The sequence below is a fragment of the Bradyrhizobium sp. NC92 genome (genome assembly GCF_025200865.1).
GTDB lineage: Bacteria > Pseudomonadota > Alphaproteobacteria > Rhizobiales > Xanthobacteraceae > Bradyrhizobium.
Genome location: NZ_CP104171.1, coordinates 6,816,685 through 6,837,030 on the forward strand (window position 1 = coordinate 6,816,685; position 20,346 = coordinate 6,837,030).

11 protein-coding genes are annotated in these 20,346 nt (G+C 57.8%); 5 read left to right on the forward strand and 6 right to left on the reverse strand.

The genetic code is table 11. The annotated features are described in order from the left end of the window. Positions 1–50: 50 nt before the first annotated feature. A complete protein-coding gene (cysD, locus tag N2602_RS31950) occupies positions 51–950 on the reverse strand; it encodes a sulfate adenylyltransferase subunit CysD (RefSeq protein WP_260380583.1) in 900 nt (299 codons plus the stop codon). 262 nt (positions 951–1,212) lie between these two features. Then, complete coding sequence (locus tag N2602_RS31955; RefSeq protein WP_260380584.1) at positions 1,213–2,484, reverse strand: sulfotransferase; 1,272 nt, start codon at positions 2,482–2,484, stop codon at positions 1,213–1,215. A 1,597-nt stretch (positions 2,485–4,081) separates the two neighbouring features. Between N2602_RS31955 and groES the strand changes: the two genes are divergently transcribed. Next, on the forward strand, positions 4,082–4,396 hold the full coding sequence (gene groES, locus N2602_RS31960) for a co-chaperone GroES (protein ID WP_260380585.1): 315 nt from the start codon (positions 4,082–4,084) through the stop codon (positions 4,394–4,396). Between the two features lie 85 nt (positions 4,397–4,481). After that, positions 4,482–6,122 (forward strand): chaperonin GroEL, encoded by a 1,641-nt coding sequence (gene groL / locus N2602_RS31965; RefSeq protein ID WP_260380586.1) that lies wholly within the window; start codon positions 4,482–4,484, stop codon positions 6,120–6,122. Positions 6,123–7,643: 1,521 nt separating this feature from the next. Here the strand turns inward: groL and N2602_RS31970 are convergent. Then, positions 7,644–9,761, reverse strand: a complete 2,118-nt coding sequence (locus tag N2602_RS31970) for a prolyl oligopeptidase family protein (RefSeq protein WP_260380587.1) — start codon at positions 9,759–9,761, stop codon at positions 7,644–7,646. Positions 9,762–10,763: 1,002 nt separating this feature from the next. Between N2602_RS31970 and N2602_RS31975 the strand changes: the two genes are divergently transcribed. After that, positions 10,764–11,501 (forward strand): carbonic anhydrase, encoded by a 738-nt coding sequence (locus N2602_RS31975; protein WP_157286278.1) that lies wholly within the window; start codon positions 10,764–10,766, stop codon positions 11,499–11,501. Positions 11,502–13,132: 1,631 nt separating this feature from the next. Here the strand turns inward: N2602_RS31975 and N2602_RS31980 are convergent. Further along, complete coding sequence (locus tag N2602_RS31980) at positions 13,133–13,780, reverse strand: FkbM family methyltransferase (RefSeq protein ID WP_260380588.1); 648 nt, start codon at positions 13,778–13,780, stop codon at positions 13,133–13,135. Positions 13,781–15,284: 1,504 nt separating this feature from the next. Further along, entirely contained in the window at positions 15,285–15,470 is a 186-nt protein-coding gene (locus N2602_RS31985; protein WP_157286246.1) for a hypothetical protein, read from the reverse strand. Between the two features lie 1,934 nt (positions 15,471–17,404). Here N2602_RS31985 and N2602_RS31995 point away from each other — a divergent pair. Further along, positions 17,405–17,572 carry a hypothetical protein gene (locus N2602_RS31995; protein WP_260380590.1) on the forward strand — a complete coding sequence of 56 codons (168 nt, stop codon included), beginning with the start codon at positions 17,405–17,407 and terminating at the stop codon, positions 17,570–17,572. Positions 17,573–17,905: 333 nt separating this feature from the next. Here the strand turns inward: N2602_RS31995 and N2602_RS32000 are convergent, their stop codons facing one another. After that, the gene (locus tag N2602_RS32000; RefSeq protein WP_157286249.1) at positions 17,906–18,118 is read right to left on the reverse strand and encodes a hypothetical protein; all 213 of its coding nucleotides are present in this window, start codon (positions 18,116–18,118) and stop codon (positions 17,906–17,908) included. 2,014 nt (positions 18,119–20,132) lie between these two features. On the opposite strand from N2602_RS32000, the gene N2602_RS39030 reads away from it, so the two are divergent. Continuing rightward, positions 20,133–20,321 carry a hypothetical protein gene (locus tag N2602_RS39030; protein ID WP_409241853.1) on the forward strand — a complete coding sequence of 63 codons (189 nt, stop codon included), beginning with the start codon at positions 20,133–20,135 and terminating at the stop codon, positions 20,319–20,321. Positions 20,322–20,346: the final 25 nt, after the last annotated feature.

The window sequence follows — 20,346 nt, forward strand, 5'->3', positions numbered from 1 at the left end:
GTCCTTTGTTCCGGCCCCAACCAGACACTTGGTCGTCTCTATGAAAGTCATTAAAAGTAACCTTCCCGCTTTTTTTTCTCCATCGAAGCGGCTTCATCGGTATCAATTAAGCGTCCTTGGCGCTCAGATACTCTCGCATTCCGCATTTCTTCTACGACTTCCTGGATCGTGGTCGCGTTGGAATCGATGGCTCCGCTCAGGGGATAACATCCCAGAGTGCGGAATCGGACCATCCTCATCTCTGGTGTTTCATTGGGCTTAAGCGGAAATCGTCCGTCGTCCACCATGATCGTTGCGCCGCTTCGCCGTACGACTGGCCTCTGTTTTGCAAAGTAGAGAGGCACAACCGGGATCTGCTCGAGCATGACGTATTCCCAGATGTCGAGCTCGGTCCAGTTCGACATTGCGAACACACGCATGGTTTCGCCCTGACGAATTCGGGTGTTGAAAAGATTCCAAAGCTCCGGCCGCTGGTTGCGGGGATCCCAGACATGCCCGGCCGAACGAAAGGAGAATATCCGCTCTTTCGCGCGACTCTTTTCCTCGTCACGTCGTGCTCCACCGAAGGCCGCATCGAACTGATGGAAATCGAGCGCCTGCTTCAGGGCGTCTGTTTTCATCACTTGAGTGTGAAGTGCTGACCCCGAGTCGATCGGGTTGATGCCGCGTTCGACGCCTTCGTTATTCACGTGCACGATCACCTCGACGCCAAGCCGCTTGGCTGTCTGATCCCGGAAAGTGATCATCTCGCGGAACTTCCAGGTTGTGTCCACGTGCAGCAATGGGAAGGGCAACTTCGCGGGATAGAAGGCCTTGATTGCAATGTGCAGCATGACGCTCGAGTCTTTTCCGATCGAATAGAGCATGACCGGCTTACTGAACTCGGCGACTACTTCTCGCATGATTTCGATGGATTCAGCTTCGAGGCGGCGAAGATGTATTGGCAGCATAAGTTCTTTCCGATGAAAGGCTCTCTATTGATTAAGGTGCCGCTTTGATTCGACCGATTCCCAGGCGGCTGAATAGCGCTTCCATCGGCTCAAACGTCGCGGCGCGAACAGCAATGACAGTCCAGCACTCATGTGCCACTCGATCTACTGGTCGGCAATTAGCATGAGACCAGCGCGCTCGAAAGCTTCTGCTGCCCTAATTTCTGTTCAATAGCAGGCTAAGAAGTACAGTCATAGCAGGGCTTTTGCTCTGGCGTGCAAGTCATGGCACGCCATTGTTGAGAGCCACCTCAAGCCGAGCGATCTCGCCTCGGAGCGTCTCGATAACGGCATCGCGATCACGCCTAGCGTCTAGCTGCACGGCACGATCAGCCTCCGAGGCCAACAGCGCTTGGCTCAACAGAGCTGCCGTCGAATTTTCCAGTTGCACACCGTCCTCAGTTTCGGACCCGGACATATGTTGTGTGGCATTCTTCGGGAGCTCGGAGCTGCGGTAAGAACTCTCAATAGGCTCGCGGACACTATGGGTTGGTGCCCCAGCGCTGGAGGAATCCAGGTGCGTTGCACTGCCGTCGGAGCAGCGCAAATTCCACCAAATTTCAAAGATCCGACGATAAAGTTCGGTTACCTCTTTCCCTTTATCCACAACTCCAGCTTGCTGTGCCTGTCGTAGTTCTTGCTCATATCCGAGCTCCACCAACAGATCTGCGCCGATTAGATCGGTTACTGTTTGCATCTCTTCGATGCTCAGTTGGTTTTGCCAGGCGTGGACAGAGCGGTCATCGACCGCCTGTCTATCCAGGATCTTTCGATCTCCGAAGCTACTTGACTGAAGATAGTCGGTTTGCTCAGTCGTGGTTGGCGCGGAGATTGTTGGATCAAGGCCAAGGCCCGCGATCACGCGGCGGACTTCCGCTTCCGGCCGCGCGACAAGGCGCTCGTACTGCACTAGCTGCGTCTGCGGTCGAGCCCGGTGCGCTGCAAGCTTAGGAAGCCCTAGGACCAGATCAGCGAGTGCAGATGCAATGCTGTCGGGTACACGGATCAGAAGATCGGCGAGCGACGATATGCTGATGGAAGAGGAGGGTTCTGCGTGGAGGGGGATGCCCCACGTCGACTTCAAGGAAGCGGCAATAGCATAGGGATTGCGCATCAGAAGGATGTGTGGCGTCTTTGGATAGAGAGTTTCCAGAAACTCAAGTACCATCCAATAGCGCGGCGTCTTGTCTATGAGGATACGCTTGCCCGCCGCTGCCAAGTACTGGCCATACGCCGCGTCGGCAAAAGCGCGGCTGACGATCGTACGATCTATACGAGCCAAGAATTCAGAGGTCGCGGTCTTGATCATTGATGCGACTGCCGGGTGACGGTGGTCTACCCTGCCAAATTCGTTTAGTGCCAGCATTAGCCAGGGCTCGGGGGGAGCTGTGATGTCCGGATGCTGCTGCAGCAGGTGGGCAAGGAGTGTCGTCCCGGAGCGTGGAAGGCCAAGGAGAAAGCATACTGCGGGCGAATCATTAGTATCGTCGACCATGAGTCCTCCCTAAGCGTGCACAAGCTGAGCGGCCATCGCCGCAGTCATCGCTCGAACAAAGTAACGGCGGCCCTGCGGTTCTATAAGGATTGAACCCGGGCGCGGCATGGTCATGTGAGAAGGAAATCGCCTGCAACTCATCGTCTGAAACCCATCGAATTCGATCCATACGGCAGGATCCGGCGCTTTGACATCTCCAATTGGCACCCCGCGGCTCCTAGCAGAAGTGAGACAAAGTCGAGGGTGATCTCAATCGTACGAAGATAAACAGCTGATTTGGAAAGGGTTGAAAAGACTATACTGAGGTTTATCGCCAGATGAGACGCTTATCGCGTCTAGGGCGCAGCTCTTTGTGCCCTTTGGTCCCTCGCACAGTGGAGAGCCAAGAGCTTCATACTCGTGCCTGATGCCAAATACCCATTCTAGCCCGACGGTAGGGTCTTGTCTCCGTGCCATGAACCGGACGCGCTCACTTAAGTCTGCGCATACCCGGCCGGCGAACGGTCGCATGGCTATGCGCGGAGCTCGTTCGCACCACTCTGTAGCTACTACGGCGAAGCGCAGTTTACTTCAAGCGCTGCGCCGAAGCTGGCACGAGAAGGAGGGAGTGGTCTGCAATGCCGAGCAGGAGCACCGAAAGAACATTGCCGCGCTATGATGCACTGATGCAGCTGGAAAGGCGGAGGGCGATCTTGGCCTAACATCTGGCTTTCTCGTAGCTCTCACCTACAGTGCTCAGACGTGCACTCGCTCAACTTAGCAAGATCGGACACCCCTGTCGCATTCTTGCGGCACCGTCTGGCCGCGGCCTGGCAGAACACCGCCCGTGATGCAAAAGTCCGACCATCTCTCCGTCAAGCACGACCTCCAAGCTGCCGCTGCGATCTAGGCGCGGCTGATCGAGATCAAAGTCCAAGAAGGTTTTTTCAGCTGATTTATTCTAACGCCGAACCCGCACTGGCGGCTCGACAACTCAAGGCGGAGCCGCTGTCCGCGTGTATACGCCATCCGGCGCGATTGGCATAAGGACGGGCTCTTGTGAGAGGAACATACGCCCGTTCGTGTCGCCCTGAGACAGCTTCGCGTGCGCCAGGCCGTCGATTTGCTCCAAAGTCAATTCCGCCGCAATGCCGGCAGAGGCACTCTGGCGTAAACCGGGCAGATCGGGCGCGAGGGCTAGCGGACCATCGATCCAAGCAGGCAATCCCGATCTCGGCGCAGGATTCCAAGACCGCGTGATCTTTCGAATTCAGCTGACGGTTTCATTTGAAGCTACTCCAGATCGGCAGCCCTTTACCGTTTTGTCCTAAGATCATGGCTTGCAAGACCGGGTTGAAGGGAATCGAACTGTAAAGCGATATTGGGTAGAGAGACAAAGCTCACTCAGAATAGCGTCGGGTGCTCGGCGGCAAGCTCGCGAGGTTAATTGCCCGAAGCGGATTCAGAGCTCGGCGGTGAGTGAGGATTTTCCTCCTACAAACACTTGTTCCCCAACAAATCAGTCCTATTTCAGGTGCGCCTGCGTTGGCACTCACTGGCCTCGATTGCTAGCAATCGAGAAATCCTCAACTTGCGTAACTGCTTAGGAGAGATCTGCATGGAATTCCGTCCGCTTCACGACCGCGTCGTAGTCAAGCGCATCGACGCAGAAGAAAAGACCGCTGGCGGCATTATCATTCCGGACACGGCGAAGGAAAAGCCCTCCCAGGGCGAAGTCATCGCCGTCGGCCCCGGGGGCCGCGACGAGTCCGGCAAGTTGGTTCCGATCGATGTCCAGGTCGGCGACCGCATCCTGTTCGGGAAGTGGTCAGGCACTGAGGTCAAGATCGACGGCCAGGAGCTGTTGATTATGAAGGAAAGCGACATCTTGGGCGTTCTCACGGATCCGTTCGCCAAGAAGAAGGCCGCCTAAATTACCGCTCGCAGGACTCATCCTGAGGAGCGCATGCCGCGCGCCGCCAAGGATGAGACCAAGTGAAACACTCAGGAAAACCCACATGTCAGCCAAAGAAGTTAAGTTCGGCGTAGACGCCCGCGACCGCATGCTGCGCGGGGTCGACATCCTCGCCAATGCCGTGAAGGTCACACTCGGTCCGAAGGGCCGCAACGTCGTGCTCGACAAGTCGTTCGGCGCTCCCCGCATCACCAAGGACGGCGTCACCGTCGCCAAGGAGATCGAGCTCGACGACAAGTTCGAGAACATGGGCGCGCAGATGGTGCGCGAAGTCGCCTCCAAGTCCGCTGACGCGGCCGGCGACGGCACCACCACCGCGACCGTGCTTGCCGCTGCGATTGTTCGCGAGGGTGCAAAGTCGGTCGCCGCCGGCATGAACCCGATGGACCTTAAGCGCGGTATCGACCTTGCGATCGAAGCCGTCGTGGCCGACCTCGAGAAGAACTCGAAGAAGGTCACCTCGAACGACGAGATCGCCCAGGTCGCCACTATCTCGGCCAACGGCGATGCCGAGATCGGCAAGTTCCTTTCCGACGCCATGAAGAGGGTCGGCAACGAGGGCGTCATCACCGTCGAGGAAGCCAAGTCGCTCGAGACCGAGCTCGACGTGGTCGAGGGCATGCAGTTCGACCGCGGCTACATCTCGCCCTACTTCGTCACCAACGCCGACAAGATGCGCGTTGAGATGGACGACGCCTACATCCTCATCAACGAGAAGAAGCTCTCCTCGCTGAACGAGCTGCTGCCGCTGCTCGAGGCCGTGGTGCAGACCGGCAAGCCGCTGGTCATCGTCGCCGAGGACGTCGAGGGCGAAGCGCTCGCGACGCTCGTCGTGAACCGTCTGCGCGGCGGCCTGAAGGTTGCGGCCGTCAAGGCTCCGGGCTTCGGCGATCGCCGCAAGGCCATGCTGCAGGACATCGCGATCCTGACCGGCGGCCAGGCGATCTCGGAAGATCTCGGCATCAAGCTCGAGAACGTCACGCTCAACATGCTCGGTCGCGCCAAGAAGGTGATGATCGACAAGGAGAACACCACGATCGTCAACGGCGCCGGCAAGAAGGCCGACATCGAGGCGCGCGTGGCCCAGATCAAGGCGCAGATCGAGGAGACCACCTCGGACTACGACCGTGAGAAGCTCCAGGAGCGTCTTGCCAAGCTCGCGGGCGGCGTCGCGGTGATCCGCGTCGGCGGCGCGACCGAGGTCGAGGTGAAGGAGCGCAAGGATCGCGTTGATGACGCGATGCATGCGACCCGCGCGGCTGTCGAGGAAGGCATCGTCCCGGGCGGCGGCGTCGCCCTGCTCCGTGCCTCCGAGCAGCTCAAGGGCCTGCGCACCAAGAACGACGACCAGAAGACCGGCGTCGAGATCGTGCGCAAGGCGCTGTCGGCCCCCGCTCGCCAGATCGCCATCAACGCCGGTGAAGACGGTTCGGTGATCGTCGGCAAGATCCTGGAGAAGGAGCAATACGCGCACGGTTTCGACTCGCAAACCGGCGAGTATGGCAACTTGGTTTCAAAGGGCATCATCGATCCGACCAAGGTGGTGCGCACCGCGATCCAGAACGCAGCCTCTGTTGCCGCGCTCTTGATCACCACGGAAGCCATGGTTGCCGAGCTGCCGAAGAAGAATGGGGCCGTGCCCGCTATGCCGCCGGGAGGCGGCATGGGCGGCATGGACTTCTGACCACTCTCGCTGAAAATGCGACCCCGGCAGCGAAATGCCGGGGTCGTCTTTTGGCGTAGAACTCTTTCCACATTGCGATTCTGGTGCGCTAGTCTAGTGCTCGCCGGATATAGCGATCAGCAGTTGCGAGAGCCATACAGACCCTTCGCTTAGGATTTCGCCGTCTGCGCGAAAATGACATCCGTCAAGTCAGGGCAGGCGGGAGGAACGGATAATCAATTGCATAGAACGGCAGACCTGGAAGCCGAAGGCACGGCATTTTGATGCGACTATCCCTTCAAGGCCGGTCCTCCTCTGTGGCGTTGGCGACCTCGGATCAGTTCAACCGTCCTGGAATATGCCGGGCTTGCAGTCGTGCAACAAGCCGCACCGCAGGTGACGCGAGTCTCTCTGGAATGATTACGAACACAGCATGTCCTCAGGCACGATGAGAACTGGCGAAGCGGAAATGCCGCTCGTCCATCTATCCCCTCTGAGCGATCGGCACCGGAGTACGGAGCCGGCTAACCGCACTTAAACGAGCTAGCTACAGGTTGGGCGCTAAGAGCGAACCGAACCGGCCATCGTCCGCCAACTCAAGGAGCGTCCTCTGCACCGGCGCTTACTGACCGACCTAAACGGATGACGCCGCACGAGGTAGTGGTTTCCAGGAAAACTGGAGCACGGTCGACAATCAGAAGCAAAGAGCTTAATCCAGTCGGAAGCGCTTTCGCCCGAGCGCTACGAGTTCCCGGTCGGTCGAAGGATTGCTTGTCTCGACTTGGATGGTGAGGTCCAGCCTGTTCGCTCTCAGAAAGTGCATTAGCTGAGTGTGCTCGGTCTCCGGCCCGATGATCAGCAGATCGGTGCACCTACTCAGGACCCCACCTATCCTGACGAGAAACGTTGAATCATTATTCCCACCGGAAGCTCCAATCGTACACGATTTATGCGCGCGCACGGTCGTGGCGCTGACGCCCGTTAGCCCTATGAAGAATATCTTGGCAATGACTCGGTCGATCCACACCACCGCGTGCGAATGAATCTGTTCTGCCATTTTTTAACCCCTGAATGAGAGCGCAAGCCGCTCACGCAATTGCCTGTGGCTGATGATGCCGAACACAGCGTCGATGGACTCGCGGCAGATCGCGTTTACCCTGAGCATCTTGCTGCTCGGAAAGCACAAGCTTCATGCTGCAGGCTGCGTCTTCATCACTGAAGGTTTGTGGACTGCGCTCCGTTGTCCAAAAATCATCCGAATGATCCTTCGCACGGAGGAGAGCTCTTTGCTGAGAGGTCTCGCGGAGCTTGGGAGTAACTGGATAGAGTCATAGAGCGCAAGTAGCTCGATGGGATCGCTATTATAAGCGGGACAATCAAATCGCGATAATCTGCCCTTTCGTGAACCTCGCTCGCTTCAACCGCCCGCCTTCTTTGAGGGTACAAACAGGCCCGCTCCGTGAGCTCTCCATTCAAACGCGCTGATGCCGACAGGCCACCAACTGCGCTGGCGGCCTCAACGAACTCCCTCGCTGACATTACTCAATCCACAAGCCGCCTGGATGCATAGGTGTATTCGAGTGCCAGCCGGCGCGCGTGTTCCTTGAGATTGGCAGCCGCGCTGTGTCCACCCTCGAAGTTCTCAAAGTAAAAATAAGGCTGGCCGAGGGCAGCAAGCCTAGCGGCTGCCTTGCGGCCGTGCGCCGGGTGCACGCGATCATCCTTTGTGGAGGTGAGAATGAAAGGCATCGGGTAGGTCTTGCCGGGGACCAGCTTCTGATAGGGCGAGTAGGCCTCGAGCCATCCGCGCTGCTCCGTAACGGCGGGATCACCATATTCACCGATGTAGGCGGCGCCCGCGGCCAACTTTGCGAAGCGAAGCATGTCGAGCAGCGGCACCTGCATGATTGCCGCATTGAAAAGGTCGGGTCGCTGCGTAATTGCGGTGCCTACTAGCAGACCTCCCTGGCTGCCGCCGACCACGCCCAATCGACGCGGAGAGGTGATCTTCCGGCGAATCAGGTCCTCCGCGACGGCGATGAAATCGTCCCACGTCCGCTGCTTTGTGGCCCCCTGGGCAGCCTCGTGCCATCGCGGCCCAAACTCGCCGCCGCCGCGCAGGTTTGCCAGAACATATGCATTGCCCTGCTCAAGCCAGAGCCGCCCTATCGCTCCGTCATACAATGGCAGGAGCGGCTCTTGAAACCCGCCATATCCAGTAAGAAGGGTTGGGATCGGCTCCCCGAGCCTTGCGTTCTTCGGACGCACCAGAGAGTAGGGAATCTTTGTCCCATCGAGCGAAGTTGCCTCGAACTGCTCCACAACGTGGTTGGATGCGTTGAACTGAGGAGATGTCGTCGTCACCATTTTGAGACGTTTGGTCGCCGCGTCGAAGTGCCAGCGGGAAGTCGGCACGAGATAGCTGGAGACCGTGAACAGCACCTCGTCCGTTTCAGGGCGAACGGCTGACAGGCTGACGTTCATGTTGACAGGGAACGGGATCGGCGTAGCCCGCCAGTCACCCTGGTCGTAGCTGTAGATGAAAGCCTTGCTCTGACCATTGTCAAGGATCGTCAGGATTAAAGCGTTCTTGGTGACCACGAGCCCGCTGAGCGCATGCCGAGCCTCGGGCTGGAAGACCACCGAGGGCGTCGCGCGAAGCGGATCCTGCTTCCATTCGGCCAGGTCATATGAGAGGATCGAACCCGCAACAAAGTGGGTGCTTTCGGACAGCGCCCAGTCTTCGTCGAGCGTCACTAGCAAGCGGTTACTGGCGATGCCAACGATGTCCGCCATTTTTGGCAGGTTAACCTTGATCGGTCCTTTGGGCCCGAGAAGCACATACTCCCGCTCGAAGGCGCTGATGGCGCGTATGGCGCCGATCGCATGAATCCTGCCTTCGCTGTCCCGCAGCACGAAGGTCGCCGTCATCGCATCGTTCGGCTCCCCGCGGAAGACCTCCCGCGCTTGAACCAGCGGCTGAGCGCGCTTGAGCTCCTTCACGACGAAGGGATAGCCCGCCGGCGTCATGGTCCCTTCGCCCCAATCTCGCGCGATGAGTATCGTGTCGCGGTCGACCCAGCTGACGTCCTGCTTTCCCTCCGGAAGATCGAATCCGGTTGGTACGAAGGCCTTGGCATGCCGATCGTACTCGCGAATGAACACAGCGTCCTTCCCGCCGTCAGAGAGCTCGACGAGGCACAGGCGCTCTTCGGGCGGCAGGCAGCTACCGCCCTTCAAGACCCAGTTCTTCTTCTCCGTGGCCGCCAGGTCGTCAATACTAAGAATACTCTCCCAGACCGGCTCCGAGCTGCCATAGCCGTCAGTGGTACGACGCCAGATGCCGCGCACGCGGCTCTCGTCTTGCCATAACTTGCCGAGACCCTGCCGCTCCGACGAAACATACGGGATCCGGTCCTCGGCTTGGAGGATGCTCAGCGCCTCCTCATAGAAGCGATGATAACGGGGATCTGATTGGAGCACTCCGAGCGTCTTATCGTTCTCGGCGCGTGCCCAAGCGAGTGCGCGCGGTCCATCGATCTCCTCGAGCCAAAGGAAGGGATCCTCTACCGCCGCCGCATGGGCCGGTTTCTGGGGTAATGCCGCAGAGGACAAAAGCGCCATTGAAAGCAACGCGGTGGCGAGGAGTGAGTGTTTCATAGAAGTTATCCTGAACTGCTTGGGCCGCCCGGCTCGCGCAGTTTGGAGCTGGCCAGAGCGAACGGACGATGCGCATTGGGTCGCGACAACGAATATGCGCCGGACTGTGACCGGACCAACGAAGCAAGCGGCGTGCCGCCGGAAATTCCGAGGTCCCCCGGTGGCTCAGTGCTCGCCCGTCGGCACCTGACATTGCGGCGTTAGCTTCGGCAGCATTGTCATGAGTTCTACGCTTCTGTCGCACTTTGCAAAGTTCGCCTCGCTCTGTTTGACAATAACGCTAGTGATTGCGCTAAATGGACTGGCGGCTTGCTTTAGTGGCAAACGGCTCGTATTCAGAAACGGCAGTCATCCATACAGTTTGCAGCATTTTGTGAGAAAGCCCACACTCCGCGGCTCGATGATCACTCTTTGCAATCTCACGGATGTTTTCTCGCTCCCGAATCAGGCCAACGTGCTTTAGCTGTTCATCAGGAGTGGCCCTATTGGTGCGTTCGCTATTCACTGACCTCCGCGACGGGGTGCCTAGACCAGATTGGTCTTGGCCGCAGAGCACCGATTACCGCAACGGCAGTCGTGATCTCGTTTTCGCCAACCGAATTCGGCGGAATACATGCTGTGCTATCCAACTTTGTTCCGCACTCAGCAGGAACGGCGCTGCACAATAGGCCGCACAATACTGCATTGGAGAGAGGCTGCCGATGTCCTGACATGCGGGCAAGAGTCGCACGGGAAGAAATTGCTTGAACCTCACGCTGCGTCAGGACGTAGTCTGATAATCGTTATGAAGGTCGCGACGACTCTCTAAATTCTGCTCGCGGCCATCTCGGACAGGCTCACAAGTGTGCAACGAAGAGCAGCTATAGATGTAAGGGCGAGCGCATCGGTCACTTGCCTGTGCAACTCGGTTGGTTGCAGCTCAATTTGGTCAGGCGCGGGTTCTGCAGCGAAGCGAGGCCGAAATCACGCAACGCACTGGAGAAGCGCGCTCAGAGGAAATACATGTGTGAAGAGTGCATCCCGATCCTGCCTCGTCCGACGGTGCCATCCCGCCGTTCTCTAATGCTATTCGCTGCTTCGGCGGCCGGCATGCTGCTTGGCGGCAGGATCGCGAGCGCGATCGAGCCAACAGCGCCGCCCAAACCAGATAACCTGCTCTCGCCAAAGGCTTCGCTTGAGCGACTAATGGAAGGCAATGCGCGCTATGTTCAGGGCATATCGCGAGGCAGCGACTTCAGGCACGAACGCAGCGCTCTGGTCGGCGGGCAAAATCCGTATGCGGCAGTCTTAACATGCGCCGATTCACGAATCGTCCCTGAGTATGTTTTCAATAGCGGACTTGGCGATCTGTTCGTTTGCCGTGTCGCTGGTAATTTCGCCAACGATGAGATTATCGCCAGCATGGAATATGCGGTGGCCGTGCTAAATACCCCCCTAATCCTGGTACTCGGCCATGATCGCTGCGGTGCTGTCGGTGCCACGATCAAATCCTTGAAGGACGACACTACACTGCCAGGGCACATTCCATCCCTTGTTGCCGCACTTGCGCCCGCGGTGAAGGCTTCTTCTCAGGAGAGCGGGGATGCACTCGCCAATGCGATCCGGCAAAATGTGGCTGAGAACGTCTATAAGCTCATTTCGGCGACCCCGCTTCTGAAGTCGGCAGTCGAGCAGAACAGACTGAAGGTCGTCGGGGGTCTTTATCGGCTCGACACCGGCAGGGTCGATCTGCTGAGCTGACGGTCATCCGAGCGCTTCTTCGAGCGGCCGCAGGTGAGCAAGATAGTAAACCCACTGAGATCCATCCATAGCGCCCATTGGCCTCAACCTGACAAACTCGCTTCAGGCCAGGTTGCAAGCGGACTGGCCGCCTCCCGGAGCATGCAGGCCAGCGAGCCGCGCGTGAAGTGCCAACTCCCGCAGTGCTGAAGACCGACACAGCATGGCAAGCTCCCGAACATCTGCATCGGTGCCGGACGGGCGCTGGATCAGATCAGCAGGGCGCTGCATGTATCGAGCACGGCGCGGTCGTTCTGGTGATGTGGCATCCAGATGAGCAGCGCTCGACAGGCTCATCATGACTATTCTTCAATCAGGGATCTTGGCGGCAAGTCGCCTGGATCGCTCGGACCAGTGGCTGCCGCTCTTGGGCAAATGGCCATGTCTGGCTTGAGATCGTCGAAGTTCTCTATACCTTTGGCTCAGCTAACGAGGAGGTCCTATAGAGTGACCTGAAGGTTCGTGTCGGCTAAGCTGACCACGCGAGCTTTAGAGACGACCGGCCCATCGTGAGATCGCATAGAAGATGATGCGCAATTGCCTGAATCGCTTACAGGGGGCAAGCCTCATCAGTAGACAGATTGAATTGTAAGTTACGAACGGTCTCGGCTGGCTGAGCGCCAGGAGTTTAGAGAATTTGTGCGACCGCTCGCGAAAGGCATTGAATCGCACGTAGCGTCATATTGTACGATCTTGGAATGAGGCCGAGATCTCTGGCAAACCAACGCAGGCTACCCCTTAGCATCTGGGGTGACGGCATACTTGTCTGTGGCATTCTCATGTCTTTGGCGTCATGGCCTTCGAGTGGCGTCCGCGTACCGCCATCCCGCTTCCGCATGGCCCACTCTACCAGCGGCGAGCGAATGCTGACCGAGTCATCCGCGTGTCGCGGGCTGCTCGACAGCGTAGGCTGATCTCATCCTCAGCAGAGACGGAGGCGATACCAGATTTAGATCGGATGTCGATTTCGTATTAGAATTTGCGGCAACTCCTAGCCGCAAATAAGCCGTTGGCAACTCTCCCTTTGCCGACGATTGGTGCGATGCGTAACAGCATCGCTCCGTTCCAGTCTGACTTAGCCCGGCTTCAGAGAATGAGGCCGGGCCTTTTTTTCCCTGGCGGGAAGATACTTCCTTGTCGACGCGGCAACTGCCGCGACCATCTCGCCCCGGACCAAGCCGATGCGATGTCCCATCCGGCGGCAGATGAACAACAACCATGGCCCTGGTCGGGCTTACAGCGGCCCGTCACGGAAGGTCCTTTCGTTGGCTTACGCGCGCCGACGAGGACTTGCGGACGGTTAAATGGACGCAGCTGAGCTGATCCGCTATTGCGAGCTGGCTTGTACCACGCAGCCTTTCGCACTCAGCAGTGAACCGCCAGGGCGCGCAATCGAACCTCTGGCGGAGCGGTTTACCCACGCGGCGACCGGCACCATCACCTTGACTGGAGCGGGTCATCATTCCGCGCAACGTGAGCTAGCACGATGCAGCCGCCATCAGGGACGGCAGCCTCAAGCAAATTTCAGCCCTTCTGTCACACCTCGAGACATAGCGGCCACTTCCGCACCAGTGCAGATGAAGGGATCTGCCTCAAAAACGCGTATTCTTGAGCAAGACATCGCCTTCCGCTGCGCGCGGGTAGTGAGTCGACACTTCGAAGAATGGTAATAGATCGAGGATGGCTCGCAAGGACAACTGCCCTTCGTAGAGCTCCTGGTCGCTATATTCCGTGTAGATGAAGCGCGTGTTGCTCAAGGTCTCTATCCCTCCAGCAATGACATCAGATTCGGCTCCCTGCACATCCATCCAGATCAAATCAATGTTGCTCAGACCCGCTTCGCTGCACCAGTCGTCCAGGCGTCGGGTTTCAACTGAGATGGGACGGTCGAAGCGGACCCAATCATATTCGGTAAGATGATTTTTCGGACGGCGGATTGAGCCAGAGAGGTCCCATTCTTTTGCATCTCCTTCTCCATTGCTTGGATGGAAATCGACCCTCCCGTTTCGATCGCTGATCGCGATCTCGAACAGACTCACCTTGTCAAGATCCGGACCCATGTTCTTCTTGAAGCGAGCGCTCGCTCGGGGATCCGGCTCAAAGCAGTATAGTTGGGCGTGTGGACACAGTTTGAGAAACTGTTTCGTATCCGTTCCATCGTTGCAACCGATGTCCAGGATAACCGGATTTTGCTTCTGAAGCAGCGAAAGTATGTGCAGATGTTCGTCGACTTTTTCCATTGGCGCGCAGATCCACTAAAGCTTCCCTCTTCTAGAGCGAAATCACACGACATACGTACCGCCGCAACGCATATCAACGTATATAGTTTACATCACTGGATATGATGCAAGCCGGCGTGACAGCCCAGGACGACCGGATGGACAAGTCGTAAGCAACTCGAAGAAGGAGCTGATGCTTACCGGCGACACGTATCGTCCAAGTTCAATGATGCCCCTGAATCCCTGACTGGCCCACTCTCATAATTTGAGCGACGGGGCCGATTTTAAACTCAGATCGACGACCTCTGGGATCTACGCCATCAGTCTTCGAGACACTAAGGTCGCGTCGGATGCGCGTAGGCGATTTATGTATCGTGCTAACAAGTCATTGCCAGCACCGGATCCTCACGCCCGACGGCCGCAGGAAAGGTTGGCCGACATCGTTCAGCGCCAGCGTCTGTGCCGCGCCCGAGGACTGGATCGAGGTGATGTCTGGGATCACCTCCATTTTGAAGGACGCGGGCCGACGCGCGATCCCCCACGTCGACGAGCGATATGTAACACGCTCCCGAACGGGTCACCTGAGGCCGGCGCCGCTATTGGGCCGACCGCGGAGCCTTACCAAGCGGACCGCGTGAACGACATCGGCCGTAGCCGCTCGCGATTGGTGAAGGCGGGCATCACGAAATGCCGCTCGCCACCAAAGATGATATCGACGTCGCCAAGTACCTTCCGGCTGCCTCAATACCGAGAGGTCAGCCAGTGCACCCTTGCTCTGGGCGAAACAGCCCATCATGACTGCCTGCCGGCGCAAATGCTGGCGCAAGATTCGATGTGATCCAATCCTACGGAAGAAGCAACTTGCCCCGACGGAGCGGCCACTCAAAACCTGCAGCGCCGGCTCCGTCGGGGTCGCGCGCGAAGGTGAGGCCAGCCCAGCCGTGGCCACCGGAATGCCAATATTGCCAGTTTGGCTCTTGGCGTAAGGCGAGACGTGCCGATTGATCGGCGACATCGCAATCGACGTCCGTCTTTGCCTTCCATCAAGGGCGCTTGCTTCGCCTATGGAACTATCGAAGGTGTAAGCGGAGCAGAACCCCCTCCTCGATTATCCATGCAGCCCATCACGATATCGCTTGCATCTGTGCAAGCAAGGTAGCTGCCTCGGAAGGTCCCAGCCCAACGATGCCCACGAAGCCCGGTGGCGGCATCGGAATATCCCGCTTGATGGGCTTCCAGAGATGCAGGCAGTACCGGCTGTTATTCACGTATTGCGAATGGGGCGGATGCAGCTGCATCACACATTCCTCTTCGTCCCAAAACAGGTCCTTGACGAAGCACATCTCTTCCCAGTTTGGACAACGCCGTGGTGTCGAGACGGAGACATGCTCCCAGCCTGGGCGGACGAGTGCGGTGATGTTGAGCTGACAGCCACAGGGCCCTTGCACAAGAAATTGGCCGCAAGGACCTGATCCAGGAGCGCTGGCAAGTCGGCCCGATCGTATGCGGCCCGCCTCAAGCTTTTCTATGATCTGCGATCGCACGCTGTCTCCTTTGCTCCGCGCATATCGTTGAAATCCACATAGATGACGTTGTTCTGCATCTCATCAATTGGCGCCAGCTCGCTCCTGAGCCCCAAGCTCAAGCACCATGGCTCGGCATACTGATGCATCTTCACCCATCGGTTAAGCAAGCGGTAGACGTCGAGCATCTACTGCACTCCACTGAGTTCTGTTGAACTCTGATGCCTCCTCTCCACATCTCGACCAAGCCGTCTCATTGTCATAACAACTCAGTGCTTGCCCTGCTCCTCTACACCGCCTGCCTTCAGGCGCCAGTGGCTGCACGACAAGGTGAGCTTGATCGGACTTCTTGCTATTCAATGAGCGTAGGCGGCCCGCCCATCTCGCCCACCGTTCAGGCTGACACAGAGAGACGCTGGACTATGTCGCTGCTCATATCCCATCCCGGTGCATTGAGACCTGGCAAGTAATCCGGAGTGGCGAACAGCCTATCTAGCCCCCTCACCCGGGTTTGGTCGCAAACGCGATGATATCCCGATCGATCGTGCCTCCCGATGTACTACTTAGGCATTCGTATCCTCGCTGCCCGCCGAGCCTGAAACAGTGGCAATAAGTCATCTGTGTGGCGCCACGGACCAATTCTACGCCTAGCAGCCGACTAGGGCTGCCATCGTCTGGGTAGCCAATTAGCGGTTCATTGATAATTTGGACTGCCTTGACGCCGAGGCTCTCCATGCGATCCAGGGTCAGACTCATCTTGACACTTCTCGCCTCACCGACGACTTGCGACCCGATGTGACTCATGAGTCGCTCTGGAAATGCAACCGCTCCAGCTGTATCATCGATAACTTTAAAAGGACCAATGTACCGCAAGACACGGTGCAGGATTTACGCCAATAGCGAAACGGTGGGATCTCGGCACCGCGCTTGCAATGTGACAGAAGCGCAGGTGGCGCATTCACAGGGACAAGTGTTTCGGCGCGACTGATCGCTCTGCCCGCTGCCCGGTCGGGTCTAACTTGCCGTTGATGCGCGCGTACGGCCTCAGACATTTAACTTGCATGACATGCTCAAGCCGAGCGCGGCTACATTTTTGAAGGGCAACATCGCAACTGGCCCGATTATCGCAAGAGAGTGACCAACTGGTCGGGTGGACCGCTTTGTAGAGTTCGTGTCGGCTTATCTTGCAGCGATCGTCGATGCCGCGCCCAAACGTCACTTAGACCGATCTTCGGGGCGACAATGACGCCTCTGCGTCCCCACAACACATCCAGTCCATTTCGATTTCTCGCATCACGCTTCCAACTACAGGTGAACGACTGGCGATGACCCTTCAATTTCACCGAGCCATCGAGCATCTGGAAGTATGGAGCGCAACGGAGGATGGTTTCTCATTTGTGATCACCTATGAGACCCCGACCGGTCCCGGCTTTCACGGACGTTCCGGCTATGTGGCGTCTTGGCGACCACTTGGCGATTGCCGTGGCGCCATAAAAGTCGGTGGTTCGCCCTTCCGAACGTTCGCCACGGCTGAGGGGGCTTGCAACAGAATGCTCGAATATCTGACGGAGAAGAACTGATGTGAGGCTGAACGTCCACTGCGCCGCAGACCGCGGGTGCACCGTGCTACGGCAGCCTTGGCCAAGACAGTCCTGCCAGCCCTGGCCATGGAGAATACCTTCCTTAGTTGTCTCACCAGCCGACTTCTCGCCCAGCCGCCCAAAAAAAGGTTCAAGTTCATTCACTGTGCGCGCGTACGCACACGCAAACAGAGACTCTCAGCTGCAAAACAATCGTCGCGTTGATCGAGCAACTCCGAGAATAGCGCCAGCGAATGAGGACACGCCAGCTCGTGCAGGCATGCTTCTGATGAGAGGAACGCGTTGTCGTGTCGGTGAGGTCGAAGACGTCAATGTTGCGAAACCGACAATGCCCTCGCTAAACCACTCCCTGATGTGGCTCGGAAATCGCCTCAGCTCATATGATTCAGCGCTGCGACCTTTTTTTCGCATGGCATGCAGATTGCTGAGGATGACAGTCGCCCGCGATGCGACGTGGCTTTCGCTGAAAGCCGCTCTGAGGCAAATCTCCCGGTAGCTCTAGATCAGTGTAGGAAGAACGCGTGCCCATCAGACAGCCGATGCTCGAACGCAACACTGCCTATCGCAGCTCGCATATTAATGCTTCGCAACCGCGGAGGGTCTGGAACTACGGGCTGATTGCTGCGCTTCTTTTCAATGCGCTGCTCTGGGCTGGGATATGGTGGGCGGTCGGCACGCTCTTTTACTGAAATGCACTCGTCAAGGCATGCATCCCGGCAGCCGCGAACTGCCAAAGCGCCCCGCCGCCTCAAGGCCCGACAGGTAGTCGACGATACCGCCTTTGGCGCATGCTGCGGCTTCAGGACTGGCTTTAGGCCTCTTAGTAGACCGCGCGTACGTAGCTTGCAGACAGTCGAATTGAGCGCGGCATGGCTCACCATCCAGCGTCCGGCCGGAGAGCCCGAGGGCGCTACGCAGCTAGCGGCGGAAGTCAGATACTCGGTCGATGCGGTCTTCAGCCAGGGAATAGACCTCCTGCCCTTGGCGACCCGTTCGAGGTTCTGTCGAGAAGCTGCGGAGCACTAGAACTGCCGGCTGGGGGCTGACTCGCGATCGTTCATGCACGCCCGCCATTCTTGGGCGCGCCGCGCCAGGTTGTCATACTCGTGGCGATGTTGAACAGCCGCCGCGCCAGCTTTTCCGTCAGCCAAAGATGCCCATTCGCGTTGCTTCCGCATGGCCTCTCCAGTGATCGGGATCGCAGAGATTTCTTTCGGATTCATCGCGCTGAACATGCAATCCGTATGCTGCAAAAATGCGACGTTGGTGCTCCGCACATTTGCTTAATCCGATTTGCCCGACTCTGTCCAATATGTCCTTCTGCAAACACTCTCCCCCGTCCCGAGTCACCAACATTCTATCCCAGCGTCCTGATCAAACACAGACGCTACGTGCACTTCACGACGCTCCCGATTAGATCACGTTTTTTTTCAGACACTAACTCGCAAACACCGCGCCCGCCCCGCAGTCCTACAAAGCCCGTAGTCGATCGCCGTTCTGTCAAAAGTGAGGCGATTCATCCGGCACACTCCGCTTACGGTTCGCGCCAGAACGCACTCAAATGTACAAGTTCAGACAAATTCACACATCGGATTTCGAAAGGTCTTGAATCGCACGTAGCGTTAGATTGTAAGATCCCCGCAATCGGTGCCTCACCCACACTCTAGATCGCCCTGAGAGCTAATGAGAACTGCGCATGCCTCGCCCTCTACACTCACCCCGCAGGGGTCGCTGGGCAACGCACTGTACCGAAATGCCGCTCGTCTGACATATCTGGTCGGGGCCCGGCGAACACGCGAGATCTCGTCCAATGACCTCCGCATCTCTTCGGCGCGTTCAAAAAGCAGTTTGGCATCTTACTCTCAACACTTAATCGCGCTTTTCTTCCCACAGAAGTCTCAGCAGACTGCTTCGGCGCAAACTCGCGGGATGACGATCTCGTCTGCTGGCTGTAATCGTGGTCTCATGAAGCCCTCGGTTCGCACGTACGAGACAAGCGCTTCCCTCCGCCATTAACGCCTTGAATGTTCCAACCCGTCTCTCTGCATAACAGGCTGGATCGCGCCTGGCGCACGATCACCGATACCGAACACGTACTCTTGAGGAGGACATCGTGGCTCTCACACAAACAATGCACTGGTATTTGCCGCCCAAAACTATCTGGTATGCAATCCTCTTTGTTGTTAGCGTTGGAACTGTATCTTTACGCTCCGAACTGGCTGCCGCGGGAGATCAGACCCCGACCGACGCGGAGAAGGACGCTTGCATACAGGACGTGTTTCGCCTGTGTAGCAACCACATCCCGGATGCCACTGCGATCACCGCGTGTCTCAGAGCCAAGCAGGCAAGCCTGAGTCATCAATGTCGCTACGTCATCTCCGCTCGCGACAGCGCCAGAGCAAAGCCAGATTTGAAGTGAGGTATGGCCAAGCATGAGGCACGTTCACTCGGCTCCCATACTGCGGCGTCCCACAAAACTCATCGACTGTCGATGACAAGATTCAGGCGTCCAGTGGCCTGCGGACGTGCGGACGATCATCGTCCGCATGTCGATTCCGACTATCATCGCAGTCACTGGAGACTCCACCTGTAGGGGGCTGTTGATGCAAGCACCGGTTACTAAGTTATCTACCTACCTGCGCCTGAACGCCAATCGAGGAGCGCCCCCTTCAAATGAAGGCTGGGTCACATCGACCATCGATAACTTCTACCAGAGGCCATGCAACCCGTCACGCCCCTCACAGTGAAGGATTCAGCGCCGTGCGGCGTGCAACAGAAGAAGACACGGTCAATTAGGGGACACTGCGCGCATGCGTTGCAGTCCAAATCGCCTGAATTAATCTCATGGAGATCTTGAATCTTGCGTAGCGTCAGGTTGTAGGATCGCCAAGCGAAGCTGAGCCGCGCAGACCTCGACGACGAACAGGAGGTCCGACCGGAGCGGATAGCGGCGCTGCATGGGCCTACTATGGAAATCGCGATCCTTTCCAAGTGCCCGGGTTTTTGAACGCAGAAAGGAGACTCCAAAGTGATGCCGATCTTATGGTGCTCGACTGAGAGCACCGCATTTAGCCGACGCCATCCCGCAACCGTCGAGTTCGGATCGAGCCGACGGGAGCACAGCCTTTAGGTAGGCTATCAGCAGAGAACAAGCGTGGAGTCGGCAGGAAGATGAGGTGGACCGGCGGGTTGAGGCCGCGCTCGCAAGCGCAACCGGGCAACTGGACTACGACAAAGCGGCGCAGAACAATGAACGCCCTCCAATCGATCATTAGCAAAGTTGCCACCCGCGCCCCGCTGACGCTCGAGGAACCCGCGACAGCCCTCGACACCATGGTGTCGGTCCAAGCGCCCTCCTCGCAGATCGGGGGATTATTGGTGGCGATGCGCGTGCGTGGCGAAACCGTCGAAGAAGTGGTCGGGCTGGTTGCGCGATGAGGAGCACAAATGGTCCGAGTGAGTG

What these genes read in the sequence shown, in the direction of transcription:
- cysD (WP_260380583.1), bottom strand. Translation starts at nt 950, where the DNA reads ATGCTGCCAATACATCTTCGCCGCCTCGAAGCTGAATCCATCGAAATC.
- N2602_RS31955 (WP_260380584.1), bottom strand. Translation starts at nt 2,484, where the DNA reads ATGGTCGACGATACTAATGATTCGCCCGCAGTATGCTTTCTCCTTGGC.
- groES (WP_260380585.1), top strand. Translation starts at nt 4,082, where the DNA reads ATGGAATTCCGTCCGCTTCACGACCGCGTCGTAGTCAAGCGCATCGAC.
- groL (WP_260380586.1), top strand. Translation starts at nt 4,482, where the DNA reads ATGTCAGCCAAAGAAGTTAAGTTCGGCGTAGACGCCCGCGACCGCATG.
- N2602_RS31970 (WP_260380587.1), bottom strand. Translation starts at nt 9,761, where the DNA reads ATGAAACACTCACTCCTCGCCACCGCGTTGCTTTCAATGGCGCTTTTG.
- N2602_RS31975 (WP_157286278.1), top strand. Translation starts at nt 10,764, where the DNA reads ATGTGTGAAGAGTGCATCCCGATCCTGCCTCGTCCGACGGTGCCATCC.
- N2602_RS31980 (WP_260380588.1), bottom strand. Translation starts at nt 13,780, where the DNA reads ATGGAAAAAGTCGACGAACATCTGCACATACTTTCGCTGCTTCAGAAG.
- N2602_RS31985 (WP_157286246.1), bottom strand. Translation starts at nt 15,470, where the DNA reads ATGCTCGACGTCTACCGCTTGCTTAACCGATGGGTGAAGATGCATCAG.
- N2602_RS32000 (WP_157286249.1), bottom strand. Translation starts at nt 18,118, where the DNA reads ATGTTCAGCGCGATGAATCCGAAAGAAATCTCTGCGATCCCGATCACT.
- N2602_RS39030 (WP_409241853.1), top strand. Translation starts at nt 20,133, where the DNA reads ATGAACGCCCTCCAATCGATCATTAGCAAAGTTGCCACCCGCGCCCCG.